The 15,647-nt window shown below is 66.3% G+C and carries 15 protein-coding genes; 7 read left to right on the forward strand and 8 right to left on the reverse strand.

Going from position 1 to position 15,647, the window contains the following annotated elements:
- Nucleotides 1-65: 65 nt before the first annotated feature.
- From J5M67_RS18285 to J5M67_RS18295, 3 genes are read right to left on the reverse strand one after another with little or no spacing between them, the layout of a single operon-like run.
- Nucleotides 66-410 (reverse strand): YdbL family protein, encoded by a 345-nt coding sequence (locus tag J5M67_RS18285; RefSeq protein WP_207886754.1) that lies wholly within the window; start codon nt 408-410, stop codon nt 66-68.
- Between the two features lie 14 nt (nt 411-424).
- Complete coding sequence (locus J5M67_RS18290; protein WP_015479537.1) at nt 425-616, reverse strand: YnbE family lipoprotein; 192 nt, start codon at nt 614-616, stop codon at nt 425-427.
- A 17-nt stretch (nt 617-633) separates the two neighbouring features.
- Nucleotides 634-3,195, reverse strand: coding sequence for a YdbH domain-containing protein (locus tag J5M67_RS18295; RefSeq protein WP_207886755.1), 2,562 nt, complete (start codon nt 3,193-3,195; stop codon nt 634-636).
- Nucleotides 3,196-3,364: 169 nt separating this feature from the next.
- On the opposite strand from J5M67_RS18295, the gene dadR reads away from it, so the two are divergent.
- The 3 genes from dadR (at nt 3,365) to J5M67_RS18310 (ending at nt 6,928) form a co-directional block, all read left to right on the forward strand.
- Nucleotides 3,365-3,853, forward strand: coding sequence for a transcriptional regulator DadR (dadR, locus tag J5M67_RS18300; RefSeq protein ID WP_015479539.1), 489 nt, complete (start codon nt 3,365-3,367; stop codon nt 3,851-3,853).
- Nucleotides 3,854-3,989: 136 nt separating this feature from the next.
- Nucleotides 3,990-5,309, forward strand: a complete 1,320-nt coding sequence (locus J5M67_RS18305; protein WP_207886756.1) for an FAD-binding oxidoreductase — start codon at nt 3,990-3,992, stop codon at nt 5,307-5,309.
- A gap of 68 nt (nt 5,310-5,377) precedes the next feature.
- Nucleotides 5,378-6,928 carry a phospholipase D family protein gene (locus tag J5M67_RS18310; RefSeq protein WP_207886757.1) on the forward strand — a complete coding sequence of 517 codons (1,551 nt, stop codon included), beginning with the start codon at nt 5,378-5,380 and terminating at the stop codon, nt 6,926-6,928.
- Between the two features lie 46 nt (nt 6,929-6,974).
- On the opposite strand, the gene J5M67_RS18315 is transcribed toward J5M67_RS18310, so the two are convergent.
- Nucleotides 6,975-8,144: an MFS transporter gene (locus tag J5M67_RS18315; protein ID WP_207886758.1), complete on the reverse strand. Its 1,170-nt coding sequence runs from the start codon at nt 8,142-8,144 to the stop codon at nt 6,975-6,977.
- Nucleotides 8,145-8,440: 296 nt separating this feature from the next.
- A complete protein-coding gene (locus tag J5M67_RS18320) occupies nt 8,441-9,934 on the reverse strand; it encodes an aldehyde dehydrogenase (protein ID WP_207886759.1) in 1,494 nt (497 codons plus the stop codon).
- Between the two features lie 303 nt (nt 9,935-10,237).
- On the opposite strand from J5M67_RS18320, the gene J5M67_RS18325 reads away from it, so the two are divergent.
- Nucleotides 10,238-10,600: a cupin domain-containing protein gene (locus J5M67_RS18325; protein ID WP_207886760.1), complete on the forward strand. Its 363-nt coding sequence runs from the start codon at nt 10,238-10,240 to the stop codon at nt 10,598-10,600.
- Nucleotides 10,601-10,725: 125 nt separating this feature from the next.
- Here J5M67_RS18325 and rpmG read toward each other — a convergent pair whose 3' ends face one another.
- Complete coding sequence (gene rpmG, locus J5M67_RS18330) at nt 10,726-10,881, reverse strand: 50S ribosomal protein L33 (RefSeq protein WP_017520721.1); 156 nt, start codon at nt 10,879-10,881, stop codon at nt 10,726-10,728.
- 11 nt (nt 10,882-10,892) lie between these two features.
- A complete protein-coding gene (gene rpmB, locus J5M67_RS18335; RefSeq protein WP_009614118.1) occupies nt 10,893-11,129 on the reverse strand; it encodes a 50S ribosomal protein L28 in 237 nt (78 codons plus the stop codon).
- 365 nt (nt 11,130-11,494) lie between these two features.
- On the opposite strand from rpmB, the gene J5M67_RS18340 reads away from it, so the two are divergent.
- Both J5M67_RS18340 and J5M67_RS18345 read left to right on the forward strand, forming a co-directional pair.
- Nucleotides 11,495-13,066 (forward strand): ABC transporter substrate-binding protein, encoded by a 1,572-nt coding sequence (locus tag J5M67_RS18340; RefSeq protein ID WP_207886761.1) that lies wholly within the window; start codon nt 11,495-11,497, stop codon nt 13,064-13,066.
- Nucleotides 13,067-13,161: 95 nt separating this feature from the next.
- Complete coding sequence (locus J5M67_RS18345) at nt 13,162-13,644, forward strand: hypothetical protein (protein ID WP_368735940.1); 483 nt, start codon at nt 13,162-13,164, stop codon at nt 13,642-13,644.
- Here the strand turns inward: J5M67_RS18345 and radC are convergent.
- Nucleotides 13,618-14,292 (reverse strand): DNA repair protein RadC, encoded by a 675-nt coding sequence (gene radC / locus J5M67_RS18350; protein ID WP_207886763.1) that lies wholly within the window; start codon nt 14,290-14,292, stop codon nt 13,618-13,620. The genes J5M67_RS18345 and radC overlap by 27 nt on opposite strands.
- A gap of 141 nt (nt 14,293-14,433) precedes the next feature.
- On the opposite strand from radC, the gene coaBC reads away from it, so the two are divergent.
- Entirely contained in the window at nt 14,434-15,642 is a 1,209-nt protein-coding gene (gene coaBC, locus J5M67_RS18355) for a bifunctional phosphopantothenoylcysteine decarboxylase/phosphopantothenate--cysteine ligase CoaBC (RefSeq protein WP_207886764.1), read from the forward strand.
- Nucleotides 15,643-15,647: the final 5 nt, after the last annotated feature.

The raw sequence follows: 15,647 nt of genomic DNA on the forward strand, positions 1-15,647 counted from the left end.
TCCGGCGGCCATCCCCCTGCGCCCCGCCGCGAACGCCGGAGCACAGGGAAATTCCCTTGGAATACCTACTTGCGCACCCACTGGCCGTTGACCTGCACGTACTGCCCGGACGGCGTACGCTCGATGGCCTTCTTGCCGGCCAGGGCCTCCACGTCCTTCAGCGTGGCGCCACTCTGGCTGGCGACCTTCTGGTATTCGGCGCGGCGCGCAGCGTTGATCTGCGCGGCGATGTCGGCGGCCTGGCCACCGTTGCTGACCACGCCCAGGTAGCCGTCGGCCTGCTCGCCGACCAGGCCCTGGGACTTGGCGCCGCCCAGGGCGGACATGGCCTGCTCCAGGCTCATCGCCATGACCGGCAGGCTCAGGCAGAGGGCGACCAGCGCGGCGCCCAGTTTGCGGTGCAATCTCATGAAAAGGCTCCTTCTCAGAACAGTCCGCTGTTCTCGTTGATGATGCCGTCGAGCGCCTTGTCGACCTTGATATAGATCTCGTGCTCGATCTTCACGTTGAGGTTGATGTTGATCGGCTCCTTGGGCGCGGCCAGTTGCACGGTGGGTGTGCAGCCCTGGGCGAGGCCCGCCAGGAGCAGGAAGGGAAGTAAGGCGCGGAGGCGCATCGGGGTTCTCCTTGCGGTCATGGCGCGGCGGCCGGGTCATTGCGCAGGCGTTCCTGCACGCGCTTGCGGATGGTGTCGCTGACCCGGTCGCTCAGTTGCAGGCTGGTGAGCAGCTTGGGCACGTTCTCCTCCAGGTTGACGTTGAGGTTGATCGGCCGGCCCTGCTCCAGCTCGGGATTGCGCCCGCTCAGGCTCAGGGCGAGCAGCAGCTTGCCGGTGTCATCATAATCCACCGAGCTGGACAGCTTGTCGTAGCGGAAATCGTCGATGGCGGTCGCCAGCAGCTGCATGGCCGGATTGCTCTGCCCCAGCGAGCGGATCTTTTCCGAGCGGAACTGCAATACGCCTGGCTCGCGCGCGGCGACCTGCCCACCGTGAATATTCAGTTTTCCCTTCTCCAGGCGCAGCGGCAGCGTACCGTCGATGGTTCCGGTGCCGGTCAGCCCTTCGGCCGGATAGGCCTTGAGGATCGCCTCCAGCGACAGGCCTTCCAACCTGAGCATCTGACTCTGGCCGGGTGCGGAAAGATCCACCGCCCCCGCCGGCAACCAGGCGCGACCATCGAACAGCGTCAACTCGGCCTGCTGCCAGTCCACGCGGCCGGCCATGGGCGCATTTAGCGAAGCCTTGTAGCTGCCCTGCAGGGACAGCGGCCCGAGGGGCACGCCGGGATTGAGTCCGGCGACCTTCAGTTGCGGCAATTGCAGCGCCAGCTGCGAGCCGTTCAGGCCGAGCTTCGCCTGCAGGTCCAGCCCGTGGACTTCGCTGCGGTCGTAGACGCCCTCCAGCCCCTGCCCGCGCAGGTTCAGGTCAAGGCTCTGCGACGCGCTGCCGGGCGGCAGGCGCCAGTTCAAGTCCAGGCTCGCCTTGCCGTTGTTCAGGCTGAGCAGCGGCGGCCAGTCGGCCAGGGATTTCTCCAGCGGGTTGCCGGTACGCAGGAAGAACTCCGGCAGGCGTGCGCCGAGGCTCAAGCCCTTGCCGGCGGCATTGCTCAGGTCGACCGTGGCATTCAGGCCGCCGCCGTTCTGCAGCTGGCCCTTGAACTGCTGAGCATCGAGGCTGACGGACAGCTCGCCGTTCGCGCTCCAGGTCAGCGGCTTGAGGTGTGCCTGGCGCAATTCGCCCAGCGCCAGTTGCAGCGGCGCCGTCAGTTGCAGGTTGAGCGGCGCGCCAGCGGGATAGGCCAGATTGAGAGCCCCCTTGCCGAGTGTGGCATTGAGCTTGCTGACCTTGAGTCCCTGCGTCCCATTCAGGGTGCCGACTTGCAGTTTCGCGCCAGCGGCGAAGGCCAGGGTCGCCGCCTGGTCGTCCGCACGGCCGTCGAAACGCAGATCGATGCGGCTGTTATCCGCCCGCAAGCCAGGCAGCTCCAGGTGCGGGACCGTGCCCTCCAATCGCGCGTCGTTCAATTGCAGCGCCAGCGGGATCGTCTCCAGCAGCGCCACCCGCGAGCGCAGGCGCAGGTCGGCGGCGCCCACGGCACGCAGGTCGGCGCGCACGCTGCCGGCCTCGTCGTCCACGCCGGGCTCCAGGTGCAACGTCAGGCGCGCCGGGCGCAGGCCGACCGGCAGCGCCTGCAGCCAGTCGCCGTAGAGATCGGACAGGCGCAGGTCGCCGCCGACCACCGAGGGACGCCAACCCAGCGCACTGCCATTGGCGACCAGCCGCAGATCGCCCTGCAGGTTGCCCAGGCCGGGCAGCGGCCAGGGCTGGGAGAGTTGCAGGGCAAGATCGACACTGCCCCGCCCATCGCGCAGCCCCGGCCAGTCCGGCCACGCCGCATCGCCGGCCAGCGTGGTGTCCCAGACCAGGCGCAGGCGTCCGGCCTCGGGGATCGGCAGCGGCAGGTCCGGGGTGGGCAGCCACATGCCGAACCAGTTGCGCACCGCCTGGATCGGCGGCACCGCGGGGCTGGCCAGGGTTCCGGTCAACTGGCGATTGGCCGGTGCCCAGCTCGATTCGAGGGACAACAGCGGCTGGTTGTCCAGGTAGCTGTCCAGTTGCAGCCGCCACTGCCCGTCACCGGGCTGCAGCAGTCCGTTGAAGGCGAGTTGCTGGCCCCCTTGGCGCAACTCCCCACCCAGCGCGGCGGCACCACCTTGCAATTGTTCCCAATGCGCGCTGCCGTTCAGCGTGCAGCGCTGCTCGCGGGCGCAGGGCAGTTCGACGCTCACCCGCTCCAGCGCCAGGCGACCGGGCAGCAGCGCCAGCCAGCGCGCCAGTTGCTCCGGCGCAGGCAATGCACCGCCCCCTGCTGCGCCCACCTCCGGCCACTGCCGGACATCGACGGTTTCGGCAGACACTTCCGCCAAGCGCCAGCGGCCGTCTGCATATTGCGGCCAGCCCACTCGCAGGCTTTCCAGGCGCACCGCGAGGCGTCCGCCCTCCGGGGTCTGTCGCTGCACTGCAAGGTGCTCCAACAGGAGCCCCGCGCGGGAAACGCCCAGGCCCTGCCACTGCTCGATGCTCACGCCCGCGCCGGCCAGCAACCGGGGCACGGCCAGCCACAGCCCGCCCGCAGCCAGCGCCAGGATCAGCAACAGCAGAAGAAGGACAGTGCGCAGGCGCGGTAGCGACATGCCGGGCTCCGGGAAAGACGTCTGGCTCCGGACCTTGCGGCGGGAGCATGGGTGTACAGGCTGGCCAACGGCCGGCGGAAGTTCAAGCGCTGCCAGTGATATTCCCTGCGCAACCGACTATATTGCCGACATTCCCCCAAAGCCGACGCTCGCCGTCCGAGTTACTCCGATGAGAACCCAGCACCAAAGCCGCCGCGAACTGGACAAGATCGACCGCAACATCCTGCGCATCCTGCAGGAGGAAGGCCGGATCTCCTTCACCGAACTGGGCGAGCGGGTCGGCCTGTCCACCACGCCCTGCACCGAGCGGGTGCGACGGCTGGAGCGCGAGGGGATCATCATGGGCTACAACGCCCGCCTCAACCCGCAGTACCTCAAGGCCAGCCTGCTGGTGTTCGTCGAGATCAGCCTGGACTACAAGTCCGGGGATACCTTCGAGGACTTCCGCCGCTCGGTGCTCAAGCTGCCCCACGTGCTGGAATGCCACCTCGTCTCGGGCCACTTCGACTACCTGGTGAAGGCACGTATCTCGGAAATGGCCTCCTACCGCAAGCTGCTGGGCGACATCCTGCTCAAGCTGCCGCACGTGCGCGAATCCAAGAGCTACATCGTCATGGAAGAAGTAAAAGAAAGCCTGACTTTGCCGATTCCGGATTGAATTCCGCTTGATCGCCGCAACCTGCCGGACTTTTACAACTTTCGGCTTCTTTTTACGGCTCCAGCTATTGGCGTGGCGGGAAGTCGGCGTTTATCCTGCGTAAAATTTTAACAACACAAAAATCAGGATATCGCACATGAACGCCCGCGTTCACCAGCCGGTGCACACCGACCATCATGCCCCTTCCTATTACGCCGCGAGCGTCAACCGACGCCTCGAAGTGCCGCCCCTGGCCGGCGAGGAGAAGGCCGACGTGTGCATCATCGGTGGCGGCTTCTCCGGGCTGAACACCGCCATCGAGCTGGCCGAGCGCGGCCTCTCGGTGGTGCTCCTGGAAGCCCACCGGATCGGCTGGGGCGCCAGCGGTCGCAACGGCGGGCAACTGATCCGCGGTGTCGGCCACGGCGTCGAGCAGTTCGAGCCGGTGATCGGCGCCGAGGGCGTGCGCCAGCTCAAGCTGATGGGCCTGGAAGCGGTGGAAATCGTCCGTCGCCGCGTCGAGCAGTACGGCATCGACTGCGACCTGACCTGGGGCTACTGCGACCTGGCCAACAAGCCTTCCGACGTCGAAGGCTTCCAGGAAGATTTCGACGAACTGAAAAGCCTGGGCTACCGCCACGAGCTGCGCATGGTGCCCAAAGAGCAGATGCGCTCCATCGTCGGCTCCGACCTCTATGTCGGCGGCATGGTGGACATGGGCTCCGGCCACCTGCACCCGCTCAACCTCGCCCTGGGCGAGGCCGCCGTGGCGCAGAGCCTGGGCGCACGCCTGTTCGAGAACTCGAAGGTGATCTCGGTCGACTACGGTCGTGAAGTCTGCGTGCGCACCGCCGGCGGCAGCGTGCGCGCCAAGACCCTGGTAATCGCCTGCAACGCCTACCAGAACGGCCTGAACCCCTATCTCGACGGCAAGGTTCTGCCCGCCGGCAGCTACGTGATCGCCACCGAGCCGCTGTCCGCCGAGCAGGCCAGCGCCCTGCTGCCGCAGAACATGGCGGTGTGCGACCAGCGCGTGGCCCTGGATTACTACCGCCTCTCCGCCGACAACCGCCTGCTGTTCGGCGGCGCCTGCCATTATTCGGGCCGCGACCCGGCGGACATCGCCGCCTACATGCGGCCGAAGATGCTCAAGGTGTTCCCGCACCTGGCCAACGTGCGCATCGACTACCAGTGGGGCGGCATGATCGGCATCGGCGCCAACCGCCTGCCGCAGATCGGCCGCCTGCCCGACCAGCCCAACGTGTACTTCGCCCAGGCCTATGCCGGCCACGGAGTGAACGCCACGCACCTGGCCGGCCGCCTGCTCGCCGAGGCCATCGCCGGCCAGCACAGCAACGGCTTCGAGCTGTTCGCCAAGGTGCCGCACATAACCTTCCCCGGCGGCAGGCTGCTGCGCTCGCCACTGCTGGCCATGGGCATGGCCTGGTACCGCTTCAAGGAAGCGCTCTCCAGCTGACCGTCCGCGCCGGGCAACGGCTAGAATCTCCGGCAGTCCGCCCTGGGCGGCCTGTCGGAGACCCTTTCTTGCTTTCACGCCTGTTGCTGCTGGCATTGCTGGTACTTGGCGGCTGCGCCAGCACACCGCCCACACCGTCGCACACCCTCCCCGCGCAAGGCACCGCGCTGGACAGCGCCGTGCGCGAGCGCGCCGTCGCCCACCCGGGGCAATCCGGCTTCCACCTGCTGGCCTCGAGCATCGACGCCTTCCTCGCCCGTGCCGAGCTGATCCGCAAGGCCCAGCGCAGCCTCGACATCCAGTACTACATCGTCCACGACGGCCTCACCACCCGCGCGCTGATCCGCGAGCTCCTGCATGCCGCCGACCGGGGCGTGCGCGTGCGCGTGCTGATCGACGACACCAGCAGCGACGGCTGGGACTACGAGCTGGGCACCCTCGCCGCCCACCCGAACATCCAGATCCGCCTGTTCAACCCGCTGCACCTGGGCCGCAGCACCGGCTTCACCCGCAACGTGGGGCGCCTGCTCAACCTCTCCGAGCAACACCGGCGCATGCACAACAAGCTGTGGCTGGCGGACGACAGCGTGGCCATCGTCGGCGGTCGGAACCTGGGGGATGAGTACTTCGACGCCAAGGCCGAGATGAACTTCAGCGACCTCGACCTGCTCGGCGTCGGTCCCGTCGCCCAGTCCCTCGGAATGAGCTTCGACCAGTACTGGAACAGCGCCCTGAGCCGCCCCATCGACGACTACTTGTGGGACAAGCCGGACAAGAGCGAGCTGGACCGAATGCGGCGCCGGATCGACCGCTACCTGGCGCGTGCCAAGGTCAAACGCTCGGGCTATGTCGCGCGGCTCAACCGCAACAGCAACCGACCGCACCTGGACAACTGGCTGGACGACCTGGTCTGGGCACCGGCCCGCGCGATATGGGACGACCCGCTGAAAGTGCTCAACCAGGACGAGCCCAGGCCCGGCCAGATGCTGAGCACCCAGCTCGAGCCGCTGTTCGACGGGGTTTCCCATGAGCTGATCCTGGTCTCGGCGTATTTCGTACCCACCCGCGCCGGACTCGATTATCTGACCCAGCGCGCCGACCAGGGCGTCAGCGTGCGCCTGCTGACCAATTCGCTGGAGGCCACCGACGTGCCCGCCGTGCACGCCGGCTATGCGCCGTATCGCATGGCCCTGCTGGAGCACGGTGTGAAGCTCTACGAGCTGCGCGCCGAACCGGACCAGCGCATCGACGGCGCGCCCTGGATGGTGCGCGGCTCCAGCAGCGCCAGCCTGCACAGCAAGGCGGCGGTGTTCGACCGCCAGCGGGTGTTCGTCGGCTCGCTGAACTTCGACCCGCGCTCGGTGCTGTGGAACACCGAGGTCGGGGTCATCGTCGACAGCCCGGAGCTGGCCGAACAGGTGCGCAGCCTGGCGCTGGCCGGCATGTCGCCGAACGTCAGCTACCAGGTGGAGATCGACCGCAGCGGCAGCAAGCCGCGACTGGTCTGGATCAACGAGCGTGACGGCCAGCGCCATACGCGGCACCACGAGCCCGGCAGCCCGTGGCGTCGCTTCAATGCCTGGCTCGCCGGCGCCATCGGGCTGGAGAAGATGCTGTAGCGGCCTGTTGGGTTGATTCAGTGAATCCCATCAACCGCACAGGCCACTAGGAGCGCTCCTGCTGCAGCTCGGCGTCGGTCGTCTGCATCACCGGCGGCAAGCCACGGTAGGACACCAGCACGACGAAGCCCGCCGCCCCCAGCGCCATCACCATCGGCAGTGCATGGCCGCTGATCCATTGGCTCGCGGCACCCGTGGTCAGCGGCCCGATCAGGCAGCCGATGCCCCAGAGCTGGGCGATGTGGGCGTTGGCGCGAACCAGGGCATCGTCCCGATAGCGCTCGCCGATGAGGATCAGCGACAGGGTGAACAGCCCGCCCGCACTGGCGCCGAACAGCACCAGCACCGGCCAGATCGCCGGGCTGTGCAACAGCAGCGGAATGCCCAGGCTGCTCGCCAGCAACACCGAGCCGCAGCCCTTGAACAAGGTCTGCCGGGAGATACGGTCGGCCAGCCAGCCGATCGGCAACTGCAGCAAGGCATCGCCGATGACCACGGTGCTGACCATCGCCAGCGCCACCGCCTGGGTGAAGCCCTGTTGCACGCCGTAGACCGGCAGCAGAGTGAGGATCATCGCTTCGAAGCCGGCGAACAGCACCACCGCCCAGGCGATGGCCGGCAGCTTGGCGCAGAAGGCGAACAGGCCGCGCCCGGAAGCGCTGTGCGGGTCGACCTTGGGTGCGCCGCCACGGCCCAGCAGAAGCAGGGAGCCGCCGATGAGCAGGCACACGGCGAACCAGAAGCCGCGGTCGTCATCGGTGCCGATGAAGGTCAGCAGCACCGGGCCGGACAGCTGGCTCAGCGCATAACCGGTGCCATACAGGGCGACCAGGCGACCGCGCCATTTCTCGATCGCCAGCTGGTTGATCCAGCTCTCGCCGAGGATGAACACCACAGTCAGTTGCACACCGATCAGCAGGCGCAGCACCAGCCACACCGGATAGTTCTGCAGCAGCGCCAGCAGGCCGACCGAGAAGGCTCCCGAAATCAGGCAGAGCTGCATCACCCGTCGCGTACCGAGACGCGCCGCGAGCCGGCCGGCGATCACCGCGCCCAGCAGCACGCCGGCCGCAGGCGTTGCCGCCATCACACCGATGGCGAAGCTGCCATAACCCCAGCCATCCAGGCGCAGCGATACCAATGGCATGGTCAGGCCGAGGGCCAGGCCGATGCTGATGACCGACAGGCAGACGGCAGAATAAGCACCCCAACGCATTGTCTTTCTCCTGTTCCATCCGGAGCGCACTCCGGGCTGATGAAGAAGCCCGATGCGCAATGCAAAAGCGGCCAGGCTTCCCTAGGGAAACCCGGCCGCAGGTTTGGCTCTTGTCAGAGCGGCCCCAAACGGAGCCGACCTAAAAACACTTGAATCGCCAAGTTCGCCACGGAGGGCGCGAGCTAGAGCCAGGCAAGGCGAGAGCGAATTTTGGTGCGGAATTTACTTCTGTAAATGAGCAGCCAAAATTCGTTCTCAACGCAGCATGGCCGACGCGCAGCCCCTACGAACCGTCCTTAGAGTTTGATCCAGGTGGCTTTCAGTTCAGTGTACTTGTCGAACGCGTGCAGCGACTTGTCGCGGCCGTTGCCGGACTGCTTGAAGCCACCGAACGGCGCGGTCATGTCGCCGCCGTCGTACTGGTTCACCCACACGCTGCCGGCGCGCAGCGCCTTGGCGGTCAGGTGGGCCTTGGACAGGTCGCTGGTCCACACCGCGGCGGCCAGGCCGTACGGGGTGTCGTTGGCAATGCGCACGGCTTCTTCGGCATCGCTGAACTCGATGACCGACAGTACCGGGCCGAAGATTTCTTCACGGGCGATGCGCATGGCATTGGTCACGCCGTCGAAGATGGTCGGCTCGACGTAGGTGCCGCCGGTCTCTTCCAGGGTGCGCTTGCCGCCGGCCACCAGCTTGGCGCCGTCGTCGTGGCCCGCCTGGATGTAGCTCAGCACGTTGTTCATCTGGGTGGTGTCGACCAGCGCACCGACGTTGGTTTCCGGATCCAGCGGGTTGCCCGGCTTCCAGGCCTTGATGGCTTCGACCACCAGCGGCACGAACTCGGCCTTGATCGACTTCTCCACCAGCAGGCGCGAGCCAGCGGTGCAGACTTCGCCCTGGTTGAAGGCGATGGCGCTGGCGGCGGCTTCGGCAGCGGCTTTCAGGTCCGGCGCGTCAGCGAAGACGATGTTCGGGCTCTTGCCACCGGCTTCCAGCCAGACGCGCTTCATGTTGGATTCGCCGGCGTAGACCATCAGCTGCTTGGCGATCTTGGTCGAACCGGTGAACACCAGGGTATCGACGTCCATGTGCAGGGCCAGGGCCTTGCCCACGGTGTGGCCGAAGCCCGGCAGGACGTTGAACACGCCTTTCGGGATACCGGCCTCGATGGCCAGTTGGGCGATGCGGATACCGGTCAGCGGGGACTTCTCGGACGGCTTCAAGATCACCGAGTTACCGGTGGACAGCGCCGGGCCGAGTTTCCAGCAGGTCATCAGCAGGGGGAAGTTCCACGGCACGATGGCGGCGACGACGCCGACCGGCTCGCGGGTGACCAGGCCCAGTTCGTTGTGCGGAGTGGCGGCGACTTCGTCGTAGATCTTGTCGATCGCTTCACCGCTCCAGCGCAGGCTGTTGGCGGCGCTGTTCACGTCGATGCTCAGCGAGTCGCTGATCGGCTTGCCCATGTCCAGGGTTTCCAGCAGGGCCAGCTCGTGGGCGTTCGCCAGCAGCAGCTCGGAGAAGCGGATCATCACTTTCTTGCGCTGGGCCGGGGCCAGGCGCGACCACACGCCGGACTCGAAGGTGGCACGGGCGACCTGCACGGCACGCTCGGCATCGGCGAGGTCGCAACTGGCGACCTTGGCCAGGAAGCGGCCATCCACGGGGCTGATACAATCGAAGGTGGCGCCGGATACGGCGTCGACGTATTCACCGTTGACGAAGGCGCGGCCTTCGATCTTCAGATCCTTGGCGCGAGCTTCCCAATCGGCGCGAGTGAGGGTACCCATGACAACGTGTCCTCTTATTAATGTACTTATCTAAGGTCCAGGCGCCCGGTGCGGGCGCGCTGTCAAATATTCCGCAAGGTGGAGCAAATGCATGCTGTCCGCCACCCTAAACCGGAGGGCGGTAATTTTCAATATTTTTTACACTAGACGGCAAAACAGCCTTGTCACGTTCGTTTTATTAAACATAGACTCCCCCTGATCGGTGCCCGAAGCTCATCCGCAGCCAGCGCCGAACGAAATATCCAACGGCGCCCCGCGTGCAGGCGCCCCGCTCGCCAACAACACACAAGAATCGAGACCGTCATGAAAGTCGATCAGATCGTCGATTTCGCCCAGGCCACCACCGCCCCGGAACACTACCGCCCCGCCCCGGACCGCATCATCAAGGGCGACCCGGCGCAGAACGTGCGCAACCACTACGCCAGCCCCTGCGGCCAGTTCAACGTGGGTATCTGGGAAGGCGAGCCGGGCCACTGGAACGTCAGCTACACCGAGCACGAATACTGCGAGATTCTCCAGGGCGTGTCGGTGATCCGCGATGCCGACGGCGGCGCCAAGACCGTGCGCGTGGGCGACCGCTTCGTGATCCCGGCCGGCTTCAGCGGCACCTGGGAGGTGCTGGAGCCCTGCCGCAAGGTCTATGTGATCTTCGAGCAGAAGGCCTGATCGGCCCGATGTGAAAAAGCCCGCCAATCGGCGGGCTTTTTTGTGCCCGCAGCGGTGCGGGGCAAACAGCGGGCAAGAAAAAACCCGCCACGAGGGGCGGGTTTCTTCACAAGGGCGAAGATCAATTACTTGATCTTGGCTTCCTTGTAGATTACGTGCTTGCGAACAACCGGATCGTATTTCTTGATCTCGATTTTCTCAGGCTTGGTACGCTTGTTCTTGTCGGTGGTGTAGAAGTGGCCGGTACCGGCGCTGGACACCAGACGGATCAGTTCGCGCATGACGGTGCTCCTTAGAATTTTTCGCCGCGGGCGCGCAGGTCGTTCAGAACGGCCTCGATGCCACGCTTGTCGATGATACGCATGCCTTTGGCGGAAACGCGCAGACGCACGAAGCGCTTCTCGGATTCAACCCAGAAACGGTGGTGCTGCAGGTTCGGCAGGAAACGGCGGCGGGTTTTGTTGTGTGCGTGGGAAATGTTGTTCCCGGTAACCGGACCCTTACCGGTCACTTGGCAAACTCTCGACATGGCTCAGCCCTCTGTAAACCACATGCCAAACCCGGCATGGGTTGGCTGCTTAACTCAATTGGATTCTCAGTTTCACCGGGGTCTTAACTGCCGCTTCGCCGCGATCGGGTCGCAGGATCAGAGCAGGGCCCCAGAAAAGAGCGCAGCTTTATATCAGAAAGTCACTTTGCGCTGCAAGGGAAAGCATGACTCGGAAAACCTGACGCCAGCCCCCGTGGGGCGTGGCACCCGTGCCGTTCGTCGCCTGTCATCGTTGTGACAGCCGGCGGCTTGGTCTAGGGTAGCTCCTTCGAGGCTGCCAACAGCCTTGCATGACCTGCCCAGCCTCGCGGATGGGCATCTTGCCAGCTCACACGGAGTCCGTCATGCGTCTCGCCCTTCTCGCCCTCCTTCTTTCCCCCGCCCTCGCCAGCGCCGCCTCGCTGAGCGTGTGCACCGAAGCCAGTCCCGAAGGTTTCGACGTGGTCCAGTACAACTCGCTGACCACCACCAACGCCTCGGCCGACGTGCTGATGAACCGCCTGGTGGACTTTGACGCCCACCGTGGCGAACTGGTGCCGAGCCTCGCCGAGCGCTGGACGGTCTCCGCCGACGGCCTGACTTACGACTTCCAGCTGCGCGAAGCGGTGAAGTTCCACCACACCGACTACTTCAAGCCCAGCCGCGCACTCGACGCCGACGACGTGGTGTTCAGCTTCCAGCGCATGCTCGACCCCGCGCAGCCCTGGCACAAGGTGGCGCAGAGCGGCTTCCCCCACGCCCAGTCGATGCAGCTGCCAAGCCTGGTCAAGGCCGTGGAGAAGGTCGACGCCCACCACGTGCGCTTCCGCCTGAACCATCCCGACGCCACCTTCCTGCCGATGCTGAGCATGGGCTTCGCCTCCATCTATTCCGCCGAGTACGCCGACCAGCTGATGAAGGCCGGCACCCCGGAGAAGCTCAACGCCCAGCCGATCGGCACCGGCCCCTTCGTCTTCAAGCGCTTCCAGAAGGACGCCGTGGTGCGCTACGCAGCCAACGCCGAGTACTTCGGCGGCAAGCCGGCTGTGGATAACCTGGTGTTCGCCATCACTCCGGACGCCGCCGTGCGCATCCAGAAGCTCAAGCAGGGCGAATGCCAGATCGCCCTGTCGCCCAAGCCGGTGGACGTGGAAGCCGCGGCGAAGAATGCCGACCTGAAGATCGAGCAGACCCCGGCCTTCATGACCGCCTTCGTCGGCATCAACAGCCAGCACGCACCGCTGGACAACCCCAAGGTGCGCCAGGCGATCAACCTGGCCTTCGACAAGCGCAGCTACCTGCAGGCGGTCTTCGCCGGCAGCGCGACCGAAGCCGACGGCGTCTACCCGCCGAACACCTGGAGCTATGCCAAGGACATCCCCGGCTACCCGCACGACCCGGCCAAAGCCCGTGCGCTGCTGGCCGAGGCCGGGCTGAAGGACGGTTTCAAGACCACCATCTGGACCCGCCCCTCCGGCAGCCTGCTCAACCCCAACCCCAGCACCGGCGCGCAGTTGCTGCAGTCGGACCTGGCGAAGGTCGGCATCCAGGCAGAGATTCGCGTCATCGAATGGGGCGAGCTGATCCGCCGTGCCAAGGCCGGCGAGCATGACCTGCTGTTCATGGGCTGGGCCGGCGACAATGGCGACCCGGACAACTTCCTCACTCCGCAATTCTCCTGCGCCAGCGTCAAGTCCGGACTCAACTTCGCCCGCTACTGCGACGAGAAACTGGACGGCCTGATCAGCCAGGGCAAGGCAGTGGCCGACCAGGCCAAGCGCAGCGAGCTGTATCACCAGGCGCAGCAGATCATCCACGAGCAGGCGCTGTGGCTGCCGCTAGCCCACCCGACCGCCTCGGCCATCACCCGCAAGGACGTGAAGGGCTATGCGGTGAGCCCGTTCGGCCGCCAGGACTACTCCAAGGTGCAGCTCTGAGCGGCGAACTGCTTGAAAGACTGCTGCCGGAGTTCCAGTTCTCCGAGCGGCACTCGCTGACCATGCGGGCTTCGCCCGGACAGGTGCTGGACGCCGTGAGCCAGCTCACCGCCGAGCACGACCCGCTGGTACAGCGTTTCCTGCAGATCCGCGAGGCGCCGGCGCGGGTCGCGCTGCGCCTGGGGCTGCGTAATGCGCTGGCGGATCGCCCGCGTTTCGGCCTGCATGAGTTCACCCTGCTGGGTCGCCACGCCGACCAGGAAATCGCCTACGGGCTGGTCGGGCGCTTCTGGCGCAGCGATTTAGGCCTGCGCCCGTGTGCCGACGGCGAAGACTTCCGACGCTTCGCCGAGCCCGGCACGGCCAGGCTGATGCTGCACTTCTCCTGCGAGCCAGCCGACCGGGACGGCTATACCCAGGTTCGAACGGAAACCCGCGTGCACTGCCCGGACCGCAGCAGCCGCCTGCTGTTCACCCCCTACTGGCTGGCCATCCGCCCGGTCAGCGGCTTGATCCGCCGGCGCCTGCTGCGCGACATCCAGCGGCGCGTCTCAGAGCATCCCCAGCTCAGCCATTGATTGCGGCTCGCCATCGCCGACGATGAAGTGATCGAGCACGCGCACGTCGATCAGCGCCAGCGCATCGATGATGCGCCGGGTCAGCAGGCGGTCGGACTGGCTCGGCTCGGCGATCCCCGAGGGATGGTTGTGCGTGAGGATCAGTGCCGCGGCATTGTGCGCCAGCGCGCGCTTGACGATCTGCCGGGGATAGACGCTGGCGCTGTCGATGGAGCCGTGGAACAGCACCTCGAAGCTCAGCACCCGGTGCCGGTTGTCCATGAACAGGCAGGCGAACACCTCGTGGGGCTCGTGGCGCAGCCGTGCCTTGAGGAAGTCACGGACCGCCTGCGGGCTTTCCAGCGCCGAGTCGCGGCTCAGCTGCTCGGCGAGGTGGCGCCGGGCAATCTCCAGCACGGCCTGCAACTGCACGAACTTGGCGACCCCCAGGCCCAGGTGGCTGCAGAAGGATTCCAGGTCGGCCTCCAGCAGTGCACGCAGGCTGCCGAATTCGCCCAGCAGCCGCCGCGCCAGATCGACCGCGCTGCAACCGGCCACACCGGTGCGCAGGAAGATGGCCAGCAGTTCGGCGTCGCTCAGGCTTGCCGCACCTCGTTCGAGGAGTTTTTCCCGCGGGCGCTCCGCCGCGGGCCAATCACGAATGCTCACAGGACCTCCCAGTCACGCGGGCCCGCTGTTCCCCTGCGGGCGCTGTGCTATCTTAGCCCCCTCGCTTCGCGCAGCCGGGGGCCTGGGGAGGCGTCGCCGGCTTCAGCGCGCGTCATCCATTTCCGTAAATCAAGGCGACCTATGCAGCGGCTCTATCGTAAACGCATCGTCCTGGGCGTCGGCGGCGGCATCGCTGCCTATAAGAGCGCCGAACTGGTTCGCCGCCTGCGCGACCAGGGCGCCGAGGTGCGTGTCGTGATGACCCAGGGCGGCCGCGAGTTCATCACCCCGCTCACTCTTCAGGCGCTGTCCGGCCATCCGGTGCACCTGGACCTGCTCGACCCCGCTGCCGAAGCGGCCATGGGCCACATCGAGCTGGCCCGCTGGGCCGACCTGGTACTGATCGCCCCCGCCACCGCCGACCTGATGGCGCGCCTGGCCCAGGGCATCGCCAACGACCTGCTGACCACCCTGGTGCTCGCCACCGATGCGCAGATCGCCCTCGCCCCGGCCATGAACCAGGCCATGTGGCGCGACCCGGCCACCCAGGTCAACGCCGAACTGCTGCGCTCGCGCGGCCTGCACTTCTTCGGCCCCGCCGCCGGCAGCCAGGCCTGTGGCGATGTCGGCCCCGGCCGCATGCTGGAAGCCGAAGAGCTGGCGCAACGCGCCGCCGACTGCTTCGAGTTCAAGGACCTGACCGGCCAGCACGTGCTGATCACCGCAGGCCCGACCCAGGAAAACATCGACCCGGTGCGCTACATCACCAACCACAGCTCCGGCAAGATGGGCTTCGCCCTGGCCGAGGCGGCCGCCGAAGCCGGTGCGCGCGTCACCTTGGTGACCGGCCCGGTGCACCTGCCCACGCCCGACCGGGTCAACCGCGTCGACGTGGTCAGCGCCCGCGACATGCTCGCCGCCTGCGAAGCCGCGATGCCGGCGGATATCCTGATCGCCGCCGCCGCCGTGGCCGACTACCGCCCGGAAGTGGTCGCCTCGCAGAAGCTCAAGAAAGACCCCACCAAAGGCGACGGCCTGCTGTTGCAGCTGGTGCGCAACCCCGACATCCTCGCCACCCTCGCGCAGCGCAGCGACCGCCCGTTCAGCGTCGGCTTCGCCGCCGAGACCGAGAACCTGCTCGAATACGCCTCGCGCAAGCTCAAGGACAAGAATCTCGACCTGATCGTGGCCAACGACGTGGCGAACCCGTCGATCGGCTTCAACAGTGAAGAGAACGCCATCACGGTCATCGACCGCGAGCTGCACGAAACTGCGTTCGCCCAGACCAGCAAGGGCAAGATCGCCCGCCAGTTGATCGCCTTCATCGCTGACCGCACCAAACGACACTGAGAACT

It is taken from the genome of Pseudomonas sp. 30_B, from assembly GCF_017491605.1.
GTDB lineage: Bacteria > Pseudomonadota > Gammaproteobacteria > Pseudomonadales > Pseudomonadaceae > Pseudomonas.

What these genes read in the sequence shown, in the direction of transcription:
- J5M67_RS18285 (WP_207886754.1), bottom strand. Translation starts at nt 410, where the DNA reads ATGAGATTGCACCGCAAACTGGGCGCCGCGCTGGTCGCCCTCTGCCTG.
- J5M67_RS18290 (WP_015479537.1), bottom strand. Translation starts at nt 616, where the DNA reads ATGCGCCTCCGCGCCTTACTTCCCTTCCTGCTCCTGGCGGGCCTCGCC.
- J5M67_RS18295 (WP_207886755.1), bottom strand. Translation starts at nt 3,195, where the DNA reads ATGTCGCTACCGCGCCTGCGCACTGTCCTTCTTCTGCTGTTGCTGATC.
- dadR (WP_015479539.1), top strand. Translation starts at nt 3,365, where the DNA reads ATGAGAACCCAGCACCAAAGCCGCCGCGAACTGGACAAGATCGACCGC.
- J5M67_RS18305 (WP_207886756.1), top strand. Translation starts at nt 3,990, where the DNA reads ATGAACGCCCGCGTTCACCAGCCGGTGCACACCGACCATCATGCCCCT.
- J5M67_RS18315 (WP_207886758.1), bottom strand. Translation starts at nt 8,144, where the DNA reads ATGCGTTGGGGTGCTTATTCTGCCGTCTGCCTGTCGGTCATCAGCATC.
- J5M67_RS18320 (WP_207886759.1), bottom strand. Translation starts at nt 9,934, where the DNA reads ATGGGTACCCTCACTCGCGCCGATTGGGAAGCTCGCGCCAAGGATCTG.
- J5M67_RS18325 (WP_207886760.1), top strand. Translation starts at nt 10,238, where the DNA reads ATGAAAGTCGATCAGATCGTCGATTTCGCCCAGGCCACCACCGCCCCG.
- rpmG (WP_017520721.1), bottom strand. Translation starts at nt 10,881, where the DNA reads ATGCGCGAACTGATCCGTCTGGTGTCCAGCGCCGGTACCGGCCACTTC.
- rpmB (WP_009614118.1), bottom strand. Translation starts at nt 11,129, where the DNA reads ATGTCGAGAGTTTGCCAAGTGACCGGTAAGGGTCCGGTTACCGGGAAC.
- J5M67_RS18340 (WP_207886761.1), top strand. Translation starts at nt 11,495, where the DNA reads ATGCGTCTCGCCCTTCTCGCCCTCCTTCTTTCCCCCGCCCTCGCCAGC.
- coaBC (WP_207886764.1), top strand. Translation starts at nt 14,434, where the DNA reads ATGCAGCGGCTCTATCGTAAACGCATCGTCCTGGGCGTCGGCGGCGGC.